Raw genomic sequence first — 17,690 nt, forward strand, 5'->3', positions numbered from 1 at the left:
CGGCCTCAGCCGGTTCCCTCCGCCAGCGCGCGTCGGCAGAGGGAGTCGGCCGCGCGGGTGGTCTCGGGGAGCCGGTAGCGGGGGGCCAGCGCCAGGGACCACGCGCAGGCGTGGTCGAGGCTCACGCGGTGGCCGACCGAGACGAAGACGGGCTTGACGCCCTTCTGGGTGCGCAGGGCCCGGCCGACCTCCTCCGCACCGTCCAGCAGCGGGGACGTGTCGCCGCGCTCCGGGCCGGGCGCGTCGTACGTGAACGTGAAGGGGTTCTTCGCGACGCCGATCGTGGGCAGGCCCGTCAGGACGCCGAGGTGGCTGGCGAGGCCGAAGCGGCGGGGGTGGGCCAGGCCGTAGCCGTCGCAGACGACGAGGCCGGGGGTGACCGTGAGGCGGTCGAGCACGGCGAGGACGGTGGGGATCTCCCGGAAGGCGAGCAGCCCCGGTACATAGGGGAAGGCGACGCGGCCGACGGCCGTGGCCTCCTCGACGACCTCCAGGGTCGTTCCATCGAGCGCCACGGCCGCCGCGACGACGACGTCCCGCTCGTCGTCGTACGCGACGTCCACGCCCACCGCGATCAGCGGAGCGCCCGGCTCCGGGCCCGGCTCGTCGAGGATCACCCGCCCGCGCAACTCGTCCTGCACGGCGGTCGCTTCCGCCTCGATGGTCGGCCAGCCGGTGGGCAGGGGGCGGGGTGCGTCGATCATGGTGGGCACGGTACCGGGCGGGCACCCCGCCGCCGGGGCGGGGGTGCCGTACTGGGCGACCGGGCGTAGCCTGTCGATCATGTTCGTACTGGAACTGACCTACATCGCCCCCATCGAGCGCATCGACGCCGCTCTGCCGGAGCACGTGGCCTGGCTGGAGGCCCACTACGAGACGGGCGTCTTCATCGCCTCCGGCCGCAAGGTGCCGCGCGACGGCGGGATCATCCTCGCGGTGGGCGAGGACCGGGCGAAGATCGAGGAGATCACGCGCAGCGACCCGTTCACGGTGGCGGGCGTGGCCGAGTACACCGTCACCGAGTTCATCCCGACGAAGACGTCCCAGGCCATGGAGCCGTACCGGCAGGAGCTCCCCTCCTAGAGGCCGTGTCCGGCGGATCTTCGTCACGCGCCACCACGGCGCCCCATAGGGGCGCGGGGAACTGCGCGATCGGCCGGCGACGGCCCGCAGCTGACACGCCACCCCGGGGGTCGGGCAATCCGCGGGCACGTCGTGGCTTGTCGCGCAGTTCCCCGCGCCCCTACGGGGCACTGCATGGCCCGCCGGACAGGGCCTAGGCCCTCCGGGGTACCAGCCGGGCGATGCGTCCCTTCTCCCCCGCCGCCCAGCACCCCGCGCCCGGTGCGGCGGCCGGGGCGCAGTCGACCGTGTCGTACGAGCCGGTGTCGAAGGTGCGCCAGGTGCGGCCGCCGTCGGTGGTGAGGTCGCTGCCGGTGGGGCCTACGGCGAGGGCCGTGGTGCGGGTGTGCGGGAGCCAGGCGACCCCGGAGCGGTAGGCGGCCGGGGGCGCGGTGGCGGCGTGCCAGGTCCGGCCGCCGTCGCCGCTGGCGGCGGCCGCCCGGGGCGAGGGCTGCCCGGCGCGGTAGTCCCCGCCGACGGCCAGGCCGTGGGCGCGGTCGCGGAAGGCGAGCCCGAAGACGCCGCGGGCGGCGTCGCCCGCCGGGAGGGGCGCCTCGGTGGCGGTCCAGGTGCGGCCCCGGTCGGTGGAGTGGAGCACCCGGGAGGCGGTCGCGCCGCCGGTGGCGATCCAGGCGTCGCGGGGGCCCGAGCTCACCACGCACTGGCCGCTCGCGGCGAAGGCCGCCTCGCCGCTCAGTGCGGCGGGCAGTCCGGCGGTGGGCAGGGGCCGCCAGGCGCGGCCGCCGTCGTTCGTCTCCAGGAGCCGGAACCTGCCGTCGACGGGGTCACCGAGGGCGAGGCCGTGGCGGCGGTCGAAGAAGGTCACGCAGTCGTAGAAGGCTTTGGGGTCGGTGTTCCGGAAGGTCTCCGTCCAGGTGGTACCGCCGTCTTCCGTCCGCAGGATTCTCGATGCCTCGCCCTCGCCGATGGCGAGGACGACGGCGTTCCGCCCGTCGAAGGCCTCGATGTCGCGGAACTCCAGCCCGCGCGCCCCGGGTGGGGAGACATCGCGCCAGGTGGTGCCGCCGTTCCGGGTGAGCAGGACGGTGCCCTTGGTGCCCGCTGCCCAGGCGGTGGCGCGGCTGACGGCGGCGAGGCCCCGGAAGCGGGTGTCGGTGCCGGTGTCCTTGAGCTCCCACGCCATGTGGCGTTCGGGGGCGGCGGCCCGGGCGGGCGCCGTCGCCGGGCCGACCAGGGCGAGGGCTGCTCCGCAGGCCCCGGTGAGCAGGGTTCGTAAGGTCTTTCCCATGCGTCTCATGGGGCGGGAAGCTAGCGGAGGCCCGGCGGGACCGTCCATGACAACTCCACGACGGAGGAACGTCAAAGATTCATCCTTTTGGCCGGTGACCGGTGGCCGCACGGGCGATCCGGGGCCGGGGACGCCGTGCCTAGCGTGGGGGAATGGCCCAGATCCCCCTGCCGTCCCTGCCGTCCCTGCCGCCCTCCCGCTCGCTCCGTGCCGCCCGTACGCCCGCCCTCGTGGCCGCGCTCGGCGGGCTGTGGATCCTGGAGGGCCGGGCGCTGAGCAGGGGCGCCGGGCATCCGGTGTACTCGGGCGGGCACCACGCGCATCTGCACGCGCATCTGGTGCTGTGGCTGACCGGGCTGCTGGTGGCGGCCTGTCTGCTGCCCTGGGCGCCGCTGGCCGGGCGGGCGGCGGCGGCCGTGGCCGTGTCGTGGTCGGCGACCGGCTGTCTGCTGATGGCGGGGCAGCCCATACCGGCCTGGGGGATCACCGAGAGCGCCGCCCTGCTCGTACTGCTGGGCGCGGTCGCCTGGCGCACCCCGGTGCGGCCGGCCGTGCCGCTGGGGATCGCGCTGGCCGCCGGGATCCTCGCGGCGCCGGTGCGGGACGCGGACGCGCTGAGCACCACCGTCGTGGCGTACGCCCTGGTCGTGGCCGGGGTGACGGCGCTGGGTCTGTGCCTGCGCCACCGGGACGTCGAGCGCGCCCGGGCGGTGGCCGCCGCGCGTGAGGCGGAGCGGCTGGAGCTGGCGGGCGAGCTGCACGACTTCGTCGCCCATCACGTGGCGGCGATGACCCTGCTGGCCAAGGCCACCGGGTCGCTGGCGGACGACGAGCGCGTCGCCGCGTCGCTGCGCGACATCCAGGAGGCGGGTGACGAGGCCATGACGACGGCCCGGCGGCTGCTGAAGGTGCTCCAGCAGGACCAGGCGCACCGCGCGCCGCTGCCCGGGCTGGACCGTACGGCCGAGCTGGTGGCGGCGTTCCGCGAGGTGCACCCGGCCGCGCGGGTCACGCTGAGCGTCGACCCCCGCTTCGACGAGGGGCTGGCCCCCGAACTGGGTGCCTCCGTCCACCGCATCGTCGGCGAGGGCCTGGCCAATGTGGCCAAGCACAGCCCGGACGCCTCCGCCGTGGGGGTGTCGCTGCGGCGCTCCGGGGAACGGTTGTTCGTGTCCGTGCGGGACGACGGCGGGCCGGCGCGCACGCCTTGCGCGCCCCGCGCACCGGAGGACAGTGGGGGGCTCGGGCTCGTGGGTGTCGGCGAGCGCGCGGACGCCATCGGGGGCTCGCTGACGGCCGGGCCGGCGCCCGAGGGCGGCTGGGAGCTGCTGGCGGTCCTGCCGGCGCGGCTCTGACCATCCTTGGCCGTATTCCTTGGAGTTCATTGCCATCAATGACAAATGTCTTCTTTTTCAAGGGCCGTGATGCAGCTCACGCTTGATTCATGTGCACGACCACGATCGTTCGGCCGTCTCACTGTGTAAAGCAGAGGAAGTCACAACGGCACGGAAGCGCACCACCGGGAACGACCGGGAAACCACCGGGAAACCAACGCAAGGGAGCCGGCATTGTCCGCTGTCATCGAACAGGCTGTCCAGGCACGCATCATCGCGTCGGCTCCGCCGTCCCGGACGGTTCCCGCGCTCCTGCGCTACGAGAGCGCCGATCCGTTCGCCGTGCGCGTCGTCTTCCCGCCCACGGCCTCCCTCGACGGGGACGAGGTCGAGTGGGCCTTCGCCCGGGAGCTGCTGGCCCGGGGCCTGCTGCGCTCGGCGGGCGGCGGGGACGTACGGGTGTGGCCGTGCGGCCCGCACCGCACGGTGCTGGAGTTCCACGCGCTGGAGGGGGTGGCCATGGTGCAGATCGACACCCCGGAGCTACGGGCCTTCCTGGCGCACACCTACGCCCAGGTGCCGGCGGGCGCCGAGGCCGGGCACCTCGACGTGGACAGCGACCTGGCCGCCCTGCTGGCCTGAGCACGTCATCCGGGGCGGGCGCGGCCATCCGGTCGGGCGCGTCAGGGGACGTACGCGAGCCAGTCGGTGCCCGGCAGCGGGTGGGAGTGCCACCGGCGCGCGTACGGCGGGAGGTAGGGGTGACGCGTGTCGTACAGCAGCGCGGTGGGGATCCGGGCGGCGGTGCGGACGATGTCGGCGGTGGTGTGGGAGCGGTTGTTGCCCATGGTCTGGGCGGAGGCGCAGCCCGCCTCGTAGGCGATGGGCTGGGCCCGGGGGCCGGTGACGAGGCAGGGGGCCGTGACACCGAGGCGGCCGAGTTCGTCGGCGGCCCGGCGGTAGCGGACGGTGGTGTCGCGCGCGTCGGCGGTGTTCACCCGGAGCTCCTCGATCTGGACGGCGAGGTGGGCGGTGAGGACGGCGCACAGCAGGGCGACGGTGGTGAGCCGGGCCCATCGGCCGCCGGCCGCCCCCGAGGCCCGTACGGTTTGCGCGGCGAGTGCGGCGACGGGGAGCGCGAGCAGCGCGTAGACGGGCAGCAGGAAGCGGGGCGCCGCATAGTCGAGCAGGAGCAGGTAGGGCGCGGCCAGGGCCAGCGCGCAGGCGACGGGCAGGAGGGTGACGGCGACCGCCTCCGTCTGCCGGTGGCGGGCCCTCATCGCCATGGCGCAGGCGGCCGCGACGAGGACGGGGAGCAGCAGCCACCACAGGGAGTGGGTGACGGAGGGGCCTGCTATGCGGCAGGGGCGGCAGAGCTGGGGGCCGTTGAGGGCGCGATAGGAGGCGCGGAGGCCGGCGCCGAGGTGCGCGCCCATGCCGCCCTCGGTGTCGCTGGAGAGCGCGAGCCGCCGGCCGATGCCGCCGAAGCGCGTGTACGCCTCGGCCGCCCATTGCGCGCCGCCGGCCGCGAGCCCGCCGAGGACGGCGGCCGCGGTGGCGGGCGTCCGCCAGGCCCGTAGGCCGGCGCAGGCGGCGAGCAGGGGCAGGGCGAGCCAGACGGCGTCGGGGGCGCGCAGGAGCGCGGCGGCGGCGAGGGCCAGGGCGAGACCCGTACGGGCCCGGCGCCGGCCGGGGGCGTCGCGGCGGGCGCGCAGGAACCAGCCGACGGCGGCGACGGCGGCCAGTGCCAGCCAGAGGTTGGGCATGACCTCCGGGCCGCTGAGCACGGTGATCCACAGCCCGGCGAGGAGCAGCGCGGCGAGCGCGACGCGCCCCTTGCCCAGCAGCGGCTCCCACACCCGGAACGCGGCGAACAGCGCGAGCGAGGAGAGCAGTACCAGCGTGACCCTCAGCGCGGTGACGGAGGGGGTGAGGGTGACGACGGGTGCGACGAGGAAGCTGATGCCGCGTGAGCGTGGGGCGCTGAAGAAGGCGGCGGGGTTGCGGGGGTCCACCTGCGAGAGGTAGACGCTTTCGTCCCAGCCGAGGTCCATGTGGGCGACGGCGTAGCACAGTTGCAGTACGGCGAAGGCGACGGCGACCGTCGCCAGGCGTACGTCGCGGTGCGGCGTGCCGTCCCGGTCCGTGGTGACGGAAACAGGCTCGACACGCCGGTCGGTGGTGGCCATGCCCCCTTCTTCTACCGCATCGCCACCGACCTCGGCCCCGTTACCAGGGAGAGTTCGTCCCCGCCGCCTTGGCCCGGGCGCGGGCGGCGCTGATCTCGGCCTCGGCGGCGGCCCGGCCCGCCCAGCAGGAGGCCTCGGCGGACTTGCCCGGCTCCAGCTCCTTGTAGACCTCGAAGAAGTGCTGGATCTCCAGCCGGTCGAACTCGGGCAGGTGCCGGAGGTCGCGCACGTGCTCGTGCCGGGGGTCGCCGGAGGGCACGCACAACACCTTGTCGTCCTCGCCCTGTTCGTCCCGCATCCGGAACATCCCGATCGCACGGCAGCGGATGACTATGCCGGGGAAGGTGGGGTCCCCGGCGAGGACGAGCGCGTCGAGGGGCTCGCCGTCGGCGCCGAGGGTCTCGTCGATGTAGCCGTAGTCGGCCGGGTAGCGGGTGGAGGTGAACAGCATCCGGTCGAGCCGGATGCGGCCGGTCTCGTGGTCCATCTCGTACTTGTTGCGGCTGCCTTGCGGGATCTCCACGACGACATCGAAATCCACGGGGGCTCCTCCGGAGGGGTCGGGGGATCACCATGGTGGCGCGTTCTGTACTCCGCGCGCCACGGTGCGTCCACCCGGGGCCCGGGCCCGGCTCCGGTGAGGGTGCCCCAGCCCCGCCCTTTCACCGTTTCCCAGAGGGCTGCGCCCCCTGGCACCCCCGGTTTGTGGGCAATCGTTCCGCAGGGCTGGGGGCACCTCCCAGCGGTAGCTGGGGGAGGGTGGGCACAAACCGACCACCGGGCCGCACCGCATCACGCAGCCTCGACCCCGTCGACGCGACGGCGTCAGCGCGGGTCCGGGTCCGCGCCCGCGGGGACCAGACCGCGCTCGGGGCGGCGCGCGTGGGGCAGGGCGAGGCCCTCCACCTCGCCGTCCGCAGGACGCTTCGCGTCCTGGAGGGTCAGCGTCACCACGCCCGTCGCGGCCAGCGCCCCCGCCACGGCGGCGAGGAGCGTACCCGTGGCGCCGTAGCGGAAGACCTCGCCGAGTTCGGCGACGCCGACGGCCGCGGCCACCACGGGGTTGACGACCGTGAGGGTCGCCAGGGGGGCGGCGAGGCCCGCGCCGCGGTAGGAGGCCTGGGACAGCAGCATCCCGGCCGAGGCGAGCACCGCGATCGCGCCGAGGCCCGGCAGCAGGGCCGGGAGGCCGGCGCCGCGCGTCGTCCAGTCCTCGGCGACGGCCTTGGTGAAGACCGACGCCATGCCGAACGCCGTGCCCGCCGCGGCGGCCAGCATGACGCCCCGGGCGGCCGGGTGGCGCAGCCGGCGGGCGGCGAGGGCCGCCAGCGCCACGGCGGTGAGCACGACGACCGCCAGCAGCGGGCGTTCGGCGCGGTCGAGGGTGTCGCCGTGCGGGGTCCCGGTGAGGCTCAGCAGCCCCGCCAGCCCCACCGTGGCGAGGAGCGCGCCGCGCCGGCCCGCCGCGCCGACGGGGCGGCGGGCGAACAGCGCGGCCATCGGCAGGGCGAAGACGATCGTCAGCGCCCCCAGCGGCTGAACGAGACTCAGCGGGCCGTAGGCCAGGGCCACCACGTGCAGCCCGGCGCCGAGGCAGGTGAGGGCCACCGCGCCCCACCAGCCCGCGCGCCGCAGCGGCGCGTACCCGCCGCCGGGGCCGGTGGCGGCGACGCGCTCCTGGGCGATGGCCGCTCCGGCGTAGCAGACGGCGGACACCAGGCACAACAGCACCGCCACGGCGAGCGCGCTCACCCGCCACCCCCGCTCCCGCTCCCGCTCCCGGCCCCCCGGTCCGTCACCTCGTGCTCCATATCTCCACGATGCCCGTTCCGGGCGCTCACGTCGTCGTACTTGAGTACGGGCTTTTCCGTACTCCGCTGGGAGTACGGCCGGATGATCCGAGGGGTTGCCGGGCGTCGTGGGACCGGCGTCGATCACGTCCGGCGGGGCGAGCGCACGGCCCATGGGATGTCCGGACGATCCCCGGCCGTATTTCTCCGTACCGCGTCTACGATTTCGTCGACGCCGGGGAAAAATCCGCTGCCGGATTTCGAGCGTCCTCAAATACCATTGCGTTCCGACGGCCCCGTATGAAATTTGTACGGGTGCTCGAACGGGGAAAGCACGGCATTAACGGGGGGAACCACCAATGTCCGCGAACTCCACGGTTTGGCATGCCCACGCATTCGATAAATTCGAACAGCGCGGACGCCACGTCACCGTCATCGGCGCCGGTGTCTCCGGCCTGGTGACCGCCTACGAACTGGAGCGCCTCGGCTATCGCGTCGAGGTCCTGGAAGGAAACAACCGCATCGGTGGCCGCATTCTCACCCACCGGTTCGGCCCGGGCCCCGGCGCACCGTCCGTGGAGCTCGGCGCCATGCGCATTCCGGCCCATCACCGCCACACTCTCGAATACATTCGAAAGATGGGGCTGGACGACAAACTCCGCACCTTCGCCACGCTCCTCTCCGAGGAGAACGCCTATCTCCACACCCGGAACGGCTTCATTCGCATCCGGGACGCCGCCCGTCCGCTCCGCGAGGACTTCCGCGCCGAGCTCGCCCGGCAGCGCCCGGACCACCGGTACACGCCAGGCACCATCGCCTTCGGCACCTGGCTGACGGCCATCGTCGACGCCATCGCTCCCCCGGACCTGAGGGACGAGCTCCGCGCGGACCTCCACCGTCAGCTGCTCGACATGGTCGACCACCTCGACATCACCGAGCACATACGAGGATCGGCACGGGACCGCGTCGACCTCCACACGTTCTTCGCCGCCTACCCGGGCATCCGCGCCGGATGCAGCGGACGGCTCAACAGCTTCCTCGACGACATCCTCACCGAGACCAGCCCCGACCTGCTGCGGCTGCACGGCGGCATGGACCAGCTGACCTGCCGTCTGGCGGGCCGCCTCCGGGGCACGGTGGCCCTCGGCCACCGGGTCACCGCCGTCGACGTCCGCGACGACGGCGTCCTGCTCCAGGTCAAGGCGGCCGGCCGGACGGTCGTCAAGCGCTCGGACCTCGTCGTGTGCACCGCGCCGTTCCCCGCCGTACGGCGGATGCGGCTCAGCGGCCTCGACGCCGACAAGCTGGCCGTACTGCGCGACGTGCAGTACTGCCCCGCCACCAAGGTCGCCTTCCTCTGCCGCACGCCCTTCTGGCGGGAGAGCGGCATCGAGGGCGGCGCCTCCTTCACCGGAGGACGGATCCGCCAGACCTACTACCCGCCCGTCGACGGCGAACCGGGGCGCGGCGCCACCCTGCTGGCCAGCTACACCATCGGGGACGAGGCCCGGAAGCTGAGCCGGATGTCGGCCTGCCGCCGGCACCGTCTGGTGCTGGACGAGCTCAGCGTGGCCCACCCCGAACTGCTGTCGCCCGGGATGGTGCTGGAGGCCGTGAGTGTGGCCTGGGGGGACTCGCGCTGGCAGGCGGGCTGCGCCGTGCGCTGGGGCAAGAGCCCCGGCGAGGTCGAGGAGGAGCTGCTGCGCGCGGGCCGCCCGGCGCACCGGCTGTTCTTCGCGGGCGAGCACTGCTCGACGTCGCCCGCCTGGATCGACGGCTCGATCGAGTCCGCGCTCCGGGCCGTCGAACAGGTGACGGACTTCGCCACCGACCGCCGCCGCACGCCCGTCTCCGGCCGGGCCAACCCCGCGGGAGCCCTGTGATGAGCGTCTTCGACCTGCCCCGGCTGCACTTCGCCGGCACCGCGACGACCAAACTGCCCACCGGCCCGCGCAGCGGCCTCGTCGACCTGGCCGCCAACCGGGCCCTGACCGGCGACGGCCGGCCCTTCCCGGCCGACCGGCCGGCCGCCGAGTACCACGACCACCTCCAGGCGCTCGGGCCGCACTTCGACGCCGCCGGGCGCCCCTGCCCGGCGGCGGAGGGCACCGTCGCGGCGGACGCCTTCGCCGCAGGCGTCTTCAGCGCGGTCAAGGGCCGGCACTTCGACGGCAACGGCCACTTCCTGCTGGACGCCCGGATCGTCTCCGTCGAGGGCCCGGACACGCCGGCCGGCGCCCCGCCGGCCACCGACGACCCGGTCGTCGGCCGCAGCGTCGACGTGTGGGGCCACTACAACGACTACCTGCGCACGACCGTCAACCGGGCCCGGGTCTTCGACCTGGACCCGGCCTCCCGGTGGACCACCGCCCTGATGATCGGCCGGTTCGGCCTGGGGCGCCTGGGCCGTTCGCACGACGACGGCTACATGCTCAGCAACGCGGTCGAGGGCTTCCAGCCGCCGCGCTGGGTGGACTTCCGCCGGATCCTGGACGTGGGCGAGCACGCGCTCGCCCGGGAGCTGGGCTACTGCGCCGTCCACCAGTTCGTCGTCACCCCGGAGGAGGGCGCGGACGGGCTGGGCTGGCTGCCGGACGCCGGGCTCTCCCCCGCCGTGCGCGCGCTGCGCGAGGCGGTGACGGGCGGGGCGGACGGCCTGGTCGTCCAGTTCGCGCTGGACGACGTGACCTCGCCGCTCGCCCCGGACACCCCGGCCCTGTGGCGGGTGCGCGGGACGATCGCGCCCTGGCACGCCGACGAGATGCGCGGTTACCCCGCCGGCCGGCTGCTCGCCCCCCTCCCGGGGGCGGGCGGCCCGCTCCACCACATGACGGTGGAGGTCGGGCGCGGCCGGGCCGCGTTCAACATGATCTCCGCCGTGCCGCTCACGGGCCGGGCGCCCGAGGCCGGTCCGGGCCCGCTGCACCGGCTCGGCCCACCGCTGGACGCCGGCGACCTGGAGCTGCGCTCGGCCCGCTCCGGCCGGCTCCTCGCCCGGCTGCCCGCCGGGTCCTACGACGGGGAACTCACCTCCGGCGTCGTCACCGTGCCCGCCGAGGCGGGCTGGGAGGCCGCCCCGGACGAGGCTCTGTGCCTGGTCCGGGCGGCCACCGGGGGCGGGGAGGCGACGGTGCTGCTCGTCGAGCGGGAGGTCAACGTCCAGAGCGACGACGCCCTGGTGACGCTCCATCACCGCGACCGGGCGCGGAGGCGCGACCACGCCGTGGAGATCCCGTTGCGCGTGTTCGTCCGGGGCCGCCCGGCGAGCGCCGGGACCGTCCACGCGCGCCAGTACTCCAACCCGCGCGCCCTGCCCGCCGACCCCGTCGCGGGCGGCGCCGGGGCGCGCTGCGGCGACGCGGTCCACCTCGGGATGCGCGGCGGGGACGACGGCTTCACCGCCGAGTGCTCCGTTGCGACCGACGAGCGGGGCCGGGGCCTGCTCACCCTGCGCGGCGAGCGGGCGGGCACCTGCCGGGTCCTGCTGACCACCGACCCCGCCGACCGGCCCGCCACCGACCCCACGGCCGAGGGCTCCGCCTGGACGGCCTACGACGACGAGGACGCCCTCGGCTACTGGGCGGGCGCGGGCAGTCTGTCCGTCCGCGTCCTGCCCGACGACTGGCACCTGGACGACGTCCCGCGCGAGGACGTCGACTTCACCCTGCTGCACCGCGAGGTCTTCGCCTTCTACGAGCACATCTCCACCTTCATGCGCTCCGACGTCTTCAGCCTCGCCGACCGCTGCAAGGTGGAGACCTACGCCGAGCTGGCCTGGCAGATGTGCGACCCGCGCAACAAGGCCAAGACGTACTACATGCCGCCCACCCGCGACCTGACCGACCCCAAGGCCCGCCTCCTGCTGGCCTATCTGCGCAACCAGCAGGAACGGCCGCGCCCGCCGCTGACCGCCCCGGCGATCCCCGTGACCGAGCCCGCGATCACCACGCGCGGCGAGCTGTGGACCGTCCTCAAGCAGGCCGCCGCGCTGGAGCTCGCGGTGATGCTCCAGTACCTCTACGCGGCGTTCTCCGTGCCCACACACGGCGCCGGGCGGGAGTACGTACGGCGCGGACAGTGGACGACGGGGCAACTGGAGCTCGCGTGCGGGCAGGGCGGCGCCACCCTCGACGACGGGATCCGGGGCACCCTGCTGAACGTGGCCCGCGAGGAGATGATCCACTTCCTGCTGGTCAACAACATCATCACGGCCATGGGCGAGCCCTTCCACGTCCCGGAGATCGATTTCGGCACGCTCAACGCCGAACTGCCCGTACCGCTGGACTTCGCCCTGGAGGGGCTGAGCGTCGGCAGCGTGCAGCGCTACATCGCCATCGAACAGCCTGCGGGCCTCACCCCCGAGGTGCGCCGCGAGGGCGGCACCCGGCCCGGGCCCGTCCGGCCGCTCGGCTTCACCTGGAACTCGGTGAGCGAGCTGTACGCGGGCATCCGGGAGGGGCTGCGACGCGTCCCGGACCTCTTCCTCGTCGAGAAGGGGCGCGGCGGCGGCGAACACCACGTGTTCATGCGCGAATCGGTCAACACCACCCACCCCGACTACCAACTGGAGGTCGACGACCTCTCCAGCGCCCTGTTCGCCGTCGACTTCATCACCGAGCAGGGCGAGGGCGGCACCCTCGGCGACGCCGGGCCGTCGGACTCCTCGCACTTCCAGAGCTTCCTGCGGATCGGCGAGGCCCTGACCACCGAGCGGGTCCCCGGCCCGTACGGGCGGCTGCTGCCCTGGAGCCCGGCCTACCCGGTGCTGCGCAACCCCACGCTGGGCGTCGGCGACGCGGCGAAGGACGCGATCACGGACGAGGAGGCGCGCACGGTGGCACGGCTGTTCAACCGCTCGTACCACGTGATGCTCCAGCTGATGGTCCAGCACTTCGGCGAGAGCCCCGACGGCAGCCTGCGCCGCTCGAAGCTGATGAACGCCTCCATCGACGTGATGACCGGCATGATGCGCCCGCTGGCGGAGCTGCTGGTCACCATGGAGTCCGGCCGCCGCGGCCGGACCGCCGGGCCGACGTTCGAACTGGACGCCCCGCCCGCCTTCGTCCCCCGGCCCGACGTGGCGCGCCGCTCGCTGGCGCTGCGCCTCGACCACCTCGCGGCGGCGGCCCGCAAATGCGAGCCGGTGCCGTCCCAGGTCGCCGAGATGGCGGCCTTCCACGCCGACTTCTTCCGCCGCCAGGGAGACACCCCATGAGCGCACCGATACCCCCGTTCCGCCCGGAGGACGTCGATCCGGCGGACCCCTACGCGTCCTACCGGCCCTACCGGGAGCTCGACCCCGTCCACCGCTCCGGCGACACCTGGTACCTCTTCCGGCACGCCGACGTGGCCCGGGTGCTCACCAGCCGGCGCCACGGCCGGGGCGCCCTGCCCGCGGCGCTGCCCGAGGAGTGCCCCCACCTGCGGCGCACGGTCACCAACTGGCTGGTCTTCATGGACCCGCCGGAGCACACCCGGGTGCGGGCGCTGGTCGCGAAGGCCTTCACGCCCCGCATCGTGGAGGCGCTGCGCCCCCGGATCCGACGGCTGGCGGCGGAGCTCACCGGGGAGCTAGCGGCGGCGGACCCCGCCGATCTGGTGACGGGCTTCGCAGCGCCCTTCCCGATCCTGGTGATCAGCGAACTACTGGGGGTGCCGCGGGCGGACCGCCCCTGGTTCCGCGAGCGGGCCGTGGACCTCCAGCAGGCGACCAGCTCCCGGGCGGCCCGCCGGTCCGACGGGTTCGCCGTGGCCGAGGCGGCCGCGCGGGAGCTCGCCGGGTACTTCCGGGCCGAGCTGGCCGGGCGGCGAGCGGGGCGCAGCCCCAACGCGGCGGACCTGATCGCGGCGATGCTGGCGGCCGAGGAGAGCCTTCCGCTGGGGGACGACGTCCTGGTGGGCACCTGTATCCATCTGCTGACGGCGGGCCACGAGACGACCACCAATCTGGTGGCCAAGGGGCTGCTGGCCCTCTTCGCCCACCCGGAGCAGCTCGCGGCGCTGCGGTCGGATCCGGGGCTGTTGCCGGGCGCGGTGGAGGAGCTGGTGCGCTACGACCCGCCCGTGCAGATGATCAGCCGGTGGGCCAAGGAGGACGACAAGATCGCGGGGCACGTCGTGCGCCGGGGCGAGAAGGTCGTCCTGGTGCTGGGCTCGGCCAACCGGGACGCCGGGCACTTCCCCGACGCCGACCGGCTCGACATCCGCCGCGACGCGCTCCGGCACACCGGTTTCGGCATGGGCATCCACTACTGCGTGGGAGCGCCGCTGGCACGGGCCGAGGCGGAGACAGCCCTGACCGAACTCCTCCGCCTCCCGGGCCTCGCCCCGGCGACCGAACCGGTCCGCTACGCGGACGACCTGATCTTCCACGGCCCGGCGAGGATGATGGTACGGACGGGAGCCCCGTAACGGGAGCGCCCCGTAAGGGGTGCGGGGCTGTGTCGATATGCGGCTACCGCCGCGTGGGCGCCGCGGCCAGTTCGCCTCCTGCGACGAACTGGCCGCGGGCATCGACACCTTCGTCCTGGCCTGCGACGAACACGACGCCAAGCCCTACCGCTGGACCTTCGACGGCGGCCCACTCGAAGCCGCATGGACCCCCGAAGGATCAACGCGGCGCTGCACTAGGGCTGGAAGAGTACTTCCGGATTGTTCGGCGAGGGGCCGTCCAGCAGCGGACGGTGGATCCCCTTCAGCGTCTGGTCGAAGAACGCCGTCACGTACTCACGCGTGAGCACGATTCCATGTGCGGGGTCGAGGGGCGGCGTCGGGAACCCGGCCTGCTCCTCGAGCAGGTCCACGTCGGTGAAGCTGGCGTGGTTGGCGCCGGTGACCGCCAGCCACTTCTTGTAGCCGCCGAGGGCGGCCCAGGCCTTCTCCCACGTGGTGTCGGTGCCGCTGGGTGAGTGGTTGTCGGTCTCGCCCAGCATGAGGAGCGGCCGGTTGATCTGGCCGGGCATCGGGACCGGGTAGAACTTGCCGTCCATGTTCACGCCGGCCCGTACCCGCGGGTCGGCGATCATCGTGGCGACGGCCGACGCTCCGCCGATGGAGTGTCCGGCCATCCCGATCTCGTGCTTGTCGATGAGGTGCGCCAGGCGCCACGCGGTATTGCCATGCGTCAACCGGTCGATCACGAAGGACGCGTCCAGCGCGCGGCTGGCGGTGACCGTGTTCATGTCGAGCTTCGGGTCATCGCAGATCGCGCACGGCGGCGTCTGGCCGTTCTCCAGCGTTTCGCCGCTGTCCTCGTGGGTGGGGCCGACGAGCGCGACGACGTAGCCGTGACTGGCCAGGTCGGTCGCGAGCGAGGTGAGCACCATGCGCGGGTCCCCGAACCCGGGTGAGAGGACTACCAGCGGATGCTTGCCGCGTTGCGGCCGAGCGCCCTCGAAGGCCTGAGTGGTGACGCTGGAAAGGTTCTCCGGGGTGATGCCGGAGCTCGCCGGTATCCTCGCGCGCTGGATGTGTCCGGCTGCCTCGGCGAGGGTCATGTAAGGGGCCGGAGTCCCGGTCCCGGGGACGGCCGGGTAGACCATCGTGACGGTCAGTCGGCGGGGGCCGGATGACGGCACCCACGGGTCGGGACGGTTCGCGTCGGTGAGGTGGATGACGTCCTCGCCGGCGGCGTAGGGGCCGGTCGGCGCGGGGAGCGTGCCTTGGAAGGACCGCGTGGGCGCGGTGGCCGTGGCCGGTGCGGCGTCGAACGCGCGCGTGGCCACCGGTGTGGCCGACGGTGTGGTCGTGGCGGCGTACCCGGCGCCGGTTCCGGTGACGAGGGCGGCGAGCGCCAGTGCTGCGACAGCGCTGATACGGCGATTGCGTTTCATGGGATCGACGCTAGATACGGACCACGATCCACCGCGTCGGCCGGCGGATGTCACCTCTTCCCAGGCCATCGGCCCGGGGGCGTATCCGGCGTACATCCCCGGGGCGACGCAGAGCCGACGCCACTGAATACGATCTCTGTATGGAACAGCTTCTCCAGCGTCTGTCGACATCGAAGCGCGTGACCTGGCTGATGTCACAGGCCGTGGTGCTGGCCACCACCTGCTTGTACGCGCTGATGCTCCCCTTGACGATGCCGGCCCCTGAGTACGGCCTGTTCCGGTTCCCCGACCTCGAGCCCGCCCAGATGATCGGTCTGTACGTCGTGCTCGCCCTGCCGGTTCTGCTGGTGCGCCGTCTGCCGGCGACGGTCTTCGCGGCGGTCCTGGGCGAAGCAGTCCTCGGCGACGCCTTCGGCGCGCGGCCGTCGATCGTGTTCGTCCTGCTCGTCGGCTTGGGCGGGTACCTCGCCGTCCGGCGGCCGAAGGCTGCCGCCGTCGGCTCCGTCGCGGGCGTCGCGGCCGCGCTCGTCAACGACATCCACACCCGCGAGCAGTCCGTCAGCGACGCGGTCCAGTGGGCCGGGGGGTTCGCGTTGTGGTTCGCGGTCGCGTGGGTCTTCGGCGGGGTGTACCGCAAACGCCGTGAATACCTCGAAGCCCTGCACGAGCAGAGGGCGGCCCACGCCGTCATGGCCGAGCGGCTGCGGATCGCCCGCGAACTGCACGACAGTGTCGCGCACAGCATCGGGATCATCACGGTGCTGTCGGGAGCGGCGGCGCGGGTCGTTCAGACCAAGCCCGAGCAGGCGCGGCAGGCGCTGACCGGTATCGAGACCACCAGCCGGGAGACGCTGCTCGGGCTGCAGCGCATGCTCGGGGCGCTCCGCCGCGCCGAGCCCGACGACGCCATGCCGGGGGCTGCTCCGCTGGCGCCGGCCGGCAGCCTGGCCGACGTCCCGCAGCTCGCCGAACGCACGGCCGGCGCCGGGGTGCGGGTCCACGTGACCTGGCGGGGCGAGCGGCGTCCACTGCCGCCGGAGATCGAACTGTCGGCGTTCCGGATCATCCAGGAGTCGGTGACGAACGTGGTGCGGCATTCCAGGGCGCGGACGTGCCGGGTCGCGGTCGGTTACGAGCCGGAAGGGGTGGCGATCGAGGTGGTGGACGACGGGGACGACGGTCTCGGCGGGCCGGGCCGTGCGAGGCCCTCGGCGGCGGCCGGCGGGAGCGGCTTCGGCCTGCTCGGCATGCGCGAGCGGGTGACGTTGCTGTCCGGCCAGTTCAGCGCGGGCCGGCGGCCGGAGGGCGGATTCCGGGTGGCTGCGAGGCTCCCGGCATGAGCGTGCGGGTACTGCTGGTCGACGACCAGCCGCTGATGCTGGTCGGGCTCGGGATCCTGATCGGCGACACCGACGACCTGGAGGTGGTCGGCGAGGCCGGCGACGGCCGCGAGGCGGTGCGCCTGGTGCGTGAACTGCGGCCGGACGTCGTGGTGATGGACATCCGGATGCCGGGCATGGACGGGATCGAGGCGACCCGGCAGGCGACCGCCGAGCCGGACCCGCCCAAGGTGCTGGTGCTGACGACCTTCGACGACGACGAGTACGTCTACGGCGCACTGCGCGCCGGGGCAAGCGGATTCCTGCTCAAGAGCATGGCCCTGGACGCGATCCTGGAAGCGATCCGCGTGGTGGCCGCGGGCGACGCGCTGATCGCGCCGAGCGTGACCCGACGGCTGATCGCGGACTTCACCGGAGCGTCCGGCCCCGCGGCCCCCGAACCGGGCGCCGGGCCCGCCGCGGACTCGAGTCCCATCGCGGGGATCACCGACCGGGAGCGCGAGGTGCTGGCACTGGTCGGACAGGGACTGTCGAACACTGAGATAGCCGAGCGTCTGGTGATCAGCGCGGCGACCGCGAAGACCCATGTCGCGCGTCTGTTCGCCAAGCTCAAGGCTCGGGACCGCGTCCACCTGGCGATCATCGCTTTCGAAACCGGACTCGTGCCGCGTAGACGGTAGGGGCCGACGGTAGGGGCAGGATCAGAAGAACGATCGCGACCACGAGTCCGCCGCGTTCCAGATGCGCCGGCACACCCCTGGTCGCAGCCGGATTGGACTTCGGCCGGGCCGGGGGCGAGGTCGTGCTGCTGGACGGCACCCTGACCAGCCCGTT

At 73.7% G+C, this 17,690-nt stretch carries 14 protein-coding genes; 8 read left to right on the plus strand and 6 right to left on the minus strand.

Going from position 1 to position 17,690, the window contains the following annotated elements:
• Positions 1–5 precede the first annotated feature (5 nt).
• Positions 6–704 (minus strand): endonuclease V, encoded by a 699-nt coding sequence (locus ACFYZR_RS17970; protein WP_391911226.1) that lies wholly within the window; start codon positions 702–704, stop codon positions 6–8.
• 79 nt (positions 705–783) lie between these two features.
• Here ACFYZR_RS17970 and ACFYZR_RS17975 point away from each other — a divergent pair, with 79 nt between their 5' ends.
• Complete coding sequence (locus ACFYZR_RS17975; RefSeq protein ID WP_229355296.1) at positions 784–1,083, plus strand: YciI family protein; 300 nt, start codon at positions 784–786, stop codon at positions 1,081–1,083.
• A gap of 193 nt (positions 1,084–1,276) precedes the next feature.
• Here ACFYZR_RS17975 and ACFYZR_RS17980 read toward each other — a convergent pair whose 3' ends face one another.
• A complete protein-coding gene (locus tag ACFYZR_RS17980) occupies positions 1,277–2,380 on the minus strand; it encodes a WD40/YVTN/BNR-like repeat-containing protein (RefSeq protein WP_391911227.1) in 1,104 nt (367 codons plus the stop codon).
• A 143-nt stretch (positions 2,381–2,523) separates the two neighbouring features.
• Between ACFYZR_RS17980 and ACFYZR_RS17985 the strand changes: the two genes are divergently transcribed.
• Positions 2,524–3,726: a sensor histidine kinase gene (locus tag ACFYZR_RS17985; RefSeq protein ID WP_391911228.1), complete on the plus strand. Its 1,203-nt coding sequence runs from the start codon at positions 2,524–2,526 to the stop codon at positions 3,724–3,726.
• Between the two features lie 213 nt (positions 3,727–3,939).
• Entirely contained in the window at positions 3,940–4,347 is a 408-nt protein-coding gene (locus ACFYZR_RS17990; protein WP_391911230.1) for an SsgA family sporulation/cell division regulator, read from the plus strand.
• A gap of 41 nt (positions 4,348–4,388) precedes the next feature.
• On the opposite strand, the gene ACFYZR_RS17995 is transcribed toward ACFYZR_RS17990, so the two are convergent.
• The 3 genes from ACFYZR_RS17995 to ACFYZR_RS18005 all read right to left on the minus strand — a co-directional run bounded on the left by ACFYZR_RS17995 (position 4,389) and on the right by ACFYZR_RS18005 (position 7,646).
• Positions 4,389–5,894, minus strand: a complete 1,506-nt coding sequence (locus tag ACFYZR_RS17995) for a hypothetical protein (RefSeq protein ID WP_391911232.1) — start codon at positions 5,892–5,894, stop codon at positions 4,389–4,391.
• A 40-nt stretch (positions 5,895–5,934) separates the two neighbouring features.
• A complete protein-coding gene (locus ACFYZR_RS18000) occupies positions 5,935–6,435 on the minus strand; it encodes an inorganic diphosphatase (RefSeq protein WP_391911234.1) in 501 nt (166 codons plus the stop codon).
• Positions 6,436–6,719: 284 nt separating this feature from the next.
• Positions 6,720–7,646 carry a DMT family transporter gene (locus tag ACFYZR_RS18005; RefSeq protein ID WP_391911236.1) on the minus strand — a complete coding sequence of 309 codons (927 nt, stop codon included), beginning with the start codon at positions 7,644–7,646 and terminating at the stop codon, positions 6,720–6,722.
• 397 nt (positions 7,647–8,043) lie between these two features.
• Here ACFYZR_RS18005 and ACFYZR_RS18010 point away from each other — a divergent pair, with 397 nt between their 5' ends.
• Genes ACFYZR_RS18010 through ACFYZR_RS18020 form a run of 3 tightly spaced genes read left to right on the plus strand, consistent with a single transcriptional unit; the run spans position 8,044 to position 14,095 of the window.
• The gene (locus ACFYZR_RS18010) at positions 8,044–9,567 is read left to right on the plus strand and encodes a flavin monoamine oxidase family protein (protein WP_391911237.1); all 1,524 of its coding nucleotides are present in this window, start codon (positions 8,044–8,046) and stop codon (positions 9,565–9,567) included.
• The gene (locus ACFYZR_RS18015) at positions 9,567–12,899 is read left to right on the plus strand and encodes a ferritin-like domain-containing protein (protein ID WP_391911239.1); all 3,333 of its coding nucleotides are present in this window, start codon (positions 9,567–9,569) and stop codon (positions 12,897–12,899) included. The genes ACFYZR_RS18010 and ACFYZR_RS18015 overlap by 1 nt, the downstream gene beginning before the upstream one ends.
• Positions 12,896–14,095, plus strand: coding sequence for a cytochrome P450 (locus ACFYZR_RS18020; protein WP_391911241.1), 1,200 nt, complete (start codon positions 12,896–12,898; stop codon positions 14,093–14,095). Before ACFYZR_RS18015 ends, ACFYZR_RS18020 begins: the two co-directional genes overlap by 4 nt.
• Before the next feature lie 215 nt (positions 14,096–14,310).
• Here ACFYZR_RS18020 and ACFYZR_RS18025 read toward each other — a convergent pair whose 3' ends face one another.
• Complete coding sequence (locus ACFYZR_RS18025) at positions 14,311–15,585, minus strand: alpha/beta hydrolase family protein (RefSeq protein ID WP_391911243.1); 1,275 nt, start codon at positions 15,583–15,585, stop codon at positions 14,311–14,313.
• A gap of 71 nt (positions 15,586–15,656) precedes the next feature.
• Here ACFYZR_RS18025 and ACFYZR_RS18030 point away from each other — a divergent pair, with 71 nt between their 5' ends.
• Positions 15,657–16,856 (plus strand): sensor histidine kinase, encoded by a 1,200-nt coding sequence (locus ACFYZR_RS18030; RefSeq protein ID WP_391911245.1) that lies wholly within the window; start codon positions 15,657–15,659, stop codon positions 16,854–16,856.
• Entirely contained in the window at positions 16,853–17,536 is a 684-nt protein-coding gene (locus ACFYZR_RS18035; protein WP_391911247.1) for a response regulator, read from the plus strand. The genes ACFYZR_RS18030 and ACFYZR_RS18035 overlap by 4 nt, the downstream gene beginning before the upstream one ends.
• The last annotated feature ends 154 nt before the right edge of the window (positions 17,537–17,690 follow it).

This window comes from Streptomyces sp. NPDC001678 (assembly GCF_042892945.1).
In the GTDB taxonomy this organism is placed as follows: Bacteria; Actinomycetota; Actinomycetes; order Streptomycetales; family Streptomycetaceae; genus Streptomyces.

What these genes read in the sequence shown, in the direction of transcription:
- ACFYZR_RS17980 (WP_391911227.1), bottom strand. Translation starts at nt 2,380, where the DNA reads ATGAGACGCATGGGAAAGACCTTACGAACCCTGCTCACCGGGGCCTGC.
- ACFYZR_RS18025 (WP_391911243.1), bottom strand. Translation starts at nt 15,585, where the DNA reads ATGGCCTGGGAAGAGGTGACATCCGCCGGCCGACGCGGTGGATCGTGG.
- ACFYZR_RS18015 (WP_391911239.1), top strand. Translation starts at nt 9,567, where the DNA reads ATGAGCGTCTTCGACCTGCCCCGGCTGCACTTCGCCGGCACCGCGACG.
- ACFYZR_RS18010 (WP_391911237.1), top strand. Translation starts at nt 8,044, where the DNA reads ATGTCCGCGAACTCCACGGTTTGGCATGCCCACGCATTCGATAAATTC.
- ACFYZR_RS18030 (WP_391911245.1), top strand. Translation starts at nt 15,657, where the DNA reads ATGGAACAGCTTCTCCAGCGTCTGTCGACATCGAAGCGCGTGACCTGG.
- ACFYZR_RS18035 (WP_391911247.1), top strand. Translation starts at nt 16,853, where the DNA reads ATGAGCGTGCGGGTACTGCTGGTCGACGACCAGCCGCTGATGCTGGTC.
- ACFYZR_RS17970 (WP_391911226.1), bottom strand. Translation starts at nt 704, where the DNA reads ATGATCGACGCACCCCGCCCCCTGCCCACCGGCTGGCCGACCATCGAG.
- ACFYZR_RS17995 (WP_391911232.1), bottom strand. Translation starts at nt 5,894, where the DNA reads ATGGCCACCACCGACCGGCGTGTCGAGCCTGTTTCCGTCACCACGGAC.
- ACFYZR_RS17985 (WP_391911228.1), top strand. Translation starts at nt 2,524, where the DNA reads ATGGCCCAGATCCCCCTGCCGTCCCTGCCGTCCCTGCCGCCCTCCCGC.
- ACFYZR_RS17975 (WP_229355296.1), top strand. Translation starts at nt 784, where the DNA reads ATGTTCGTACTGGAACTGACCTACATCGCCCCCATCGAGCGCATCGAC.
- ACFYZR_RS18020 (WP_391911241.1), top strand. Translation starts at nt 12,896, where the DNA reads ATGAGCGCACCGATACCCCCGTTCCGCCCGGAGGACGTCGATCCGGCG.